Source organism: Novosphingobium sp. (assembly GCF_031424035.1).
Lineage (GTDB): Bacteria > Pseudomonadota > Alphaproteobacteria > Sphingomonadales > Sphingomonadaceae > Novosphingobium.
The window spans coordinates 1-2,223 of sequence record NZ_JANPGP010000095.1; the positions used below are offsets into that span (position 1 = coordinate 1).

Here is a 2,223-nt window from a genome sequence, read left to right on the forward strand (position 1 = left end):
CCCGCGAGTTGATCGATTGCGAACCCGATCCGCAGAGCGCCTCGGCCTATGCCAGTGTCCTCGGCAATATCGTCCTCAATGCGCCCAGCTGGTCGCTGCGCGGCGGCACGCGTGAGATCCTGCGCGGGATCATCGCGCGCGGTTTGGGGACGCGCTGAGCAGGCGTTTGGTTAAGCCCGATCAGCCCCGCCCGCGATATCCCGCTACGCCTTGGTCGGGTAGCCACAGCCCCTCAGGTGCGGCGCTGCTTTGCCAGAACACGTCGATCGGAATACCGCCGCGCGGGTACCAGTAACCGCCGATGCGGAGCCATCTGGGCTGCATTTCGGCGAACAGTCGTTGACCGATCCCGACGGTGACATCTTCATGAAAACCTGCGTGGTTGCGGAAAGCTCCCAGAAACAGCTTGAGGCTTTTCGATTCGACGATGGTTGCACCCGGCGCATAGTCGATCACCAGATGCGCGAAATCGGGTTGACCGGTAACCGGGCAAAGCGAGGTGAACTCAGGCGCGGCGAAACGGACCAGATAGAGCGCGCCTTGCCGCGGATTGGGGACATAATCGAGCTCAGCCGCTTCGGGTGAAGCGGGCAGCGTGCTCGACTGCCCGAGGTGCTTAGGTGTGTCTGCCATGCCGCAGCCATGCCCCGATCGTGGACTGCGCACAAGTCAGCGGTTGGAACTGTCGGGTTCACCACCTATTCAGCGCCCCGCCGCGCAAGGCGGCACAGATTCTTGCAGGGTAACAGTAGGCAATGCGCGTGGTGGGGGACAGGATGCGGACGGCACTGCTGGCGGGAGCGCTGGCGGCGTTTGCCCAGCCTGCGCTGGCGCAATCGGCCAGTGGCTTTCGCCTGCCGCCCGGGCCAGGCAGCACCGCGACTCCGCGCGTCCAGGGCCCGGTCGATCCCGACAACCCGGTGATCAGCGGCCCGCGCCCCACTCCGCGCCCCAGCCCAGTCTTGCCCCCGGTAGCGACGACTGCGGCGCCGACACCTACGTCCACTTCGGCTACACCGCGTCCGGTTGCAACCGCACCGCGCCCCACTGCGGCTGCGCCGAACCAACCGCGCGTATTGCCACCGGGCTCTCAAGCCCCCCAAGTCCAACCCGGCCAGCCCGCGCCTGGCCCAGCACCGACTACTCCACCAACCAATGCGCCGATCTTCTCGACTGCCCCGGCCAAGGGCCCGGCCCCGGCGCTGGCTCCCGCTGCCAGCAGCGGCATGCCCGGCTGGGTGCTACCGGTCGGAGCCGGACTGCTCGCGCTGCTGCTGGCCGCGCTCGGCTTCGTCTGGTGGCGCCGCCGCCGCGAGGAAGCGCCGGTCGAGGTCGAGTTCGAACGCCCGATTGTCGCGTCTTCGCAGCCGGCGGTTCCGCCAGCCACCGTGCCGCTGCCCGAACCGCAGCTGTCCAAAACCGCACCCGCCCCCGCTCTGCCCGCTGCTGCATCGCTGGCAGTCGAGCAGGAGGGCATCGCGATCGTGCTGGAAGCGCGGCGGATGAACGCCTCGTTGATGGCGACCACGCTAAGCTACCGGCTGACAGTGTCGAACACGGGCAATGAACCGCTCTCGGCTATGGCGATCGAAGGCGACATGGTTGCCGCCCAAGCCGACCAGCCAACCGAGCGCCAAGTGGCCCCGCGCGATCAGGCGCTGGCGCTGCGCCACGCAGTGGTCGAACTGGCACCTGGTGAAAGCGCCGAATTCACTGGCGATATCCGCCTGCCGCTGACCGAGATCGTCCCGATCCGATCGGGATCCGCCGCCTATTTCATCCCGCTCGCCCGGTTCCGGATTGCCGCCGGGGCCAAAGTGCTGGCACAGACTTTCGTGGTCGGGGAGACGCCTGACGACCCCAATGCCGCGCTGCGCCCGTTCCGGCTCGACCTGGGGCCGCGCACCTATTCGAAGATCGGCCAGCGCGCAGTTTGAAGCGGTAGCGTGTGATATCGGCAACGCTCCGGCGGACTCTGCTGCATTCCCAATTCCCCCCTCGACGGGCCTTGCCCGCAGGGCTAAGCCAGTTCGCAGTTGCAGCGATAGGGGCGCTGTGAGGACCCGCGAGGAGGACGCGAAAATCATGGATAGCCTTGTTTCGACTGAATGGCTCGCCGCCGAAATGGGCGCGAGCGACTTGCGGATTGTCGATTGCACCCGCCACTTGCCCGATGCCGGGCGCGATCCTCTCGCCGAATACGAAGGCGGGCACATTCCCGGC

At 67.1% G+C, this 2,223-nt stretch carries 2 protein-coding genes and 1 pseudogene; 2 read left to right on the forward strand and 1 reads right to left on the reverse strand.

The window, feature by feature from the left end; all coding sequences use genetic code 11:
• Positions 1–180 precede the first annotated feature (180 nt).
• Positions 181–633 carry a preQ(1) synthase gene (gene queF / locus RMO89_RS13775; protein WP_310533790.1) on the reverse strand — a complete coding sequence of 151 codons (453 nt, stop codon included), beginning with the start codon at positions 631–633 and terminating at the stop codon, positions 181–183.
• Positions 634–755: 122 nt separating this feature from the next.
• On the opposite strand from queF, the gene RMO89_RS13780 reads away from it, so the two are divergent.
• Both RMO89_RS13780 and RMO89_RS13785 read left to right on the forward strand, forming a co-directional pair.
• A complete protein-coding gene (locus RMO89_RS13780; protein WP_310533792.1) occupies positions 756–1,937 on the forward strand; it encodes a hypothetical protein in 1,182 nt (393 codons plus the stop codon).
• A gap of 148 nt (positions 1,938–2,085) precedes the next feature.
• Positions 2,086–2,223: pseudogene (locus RMO89_RS13785) on the forward strand (sulfurtransferase); the annotation flags it as partial.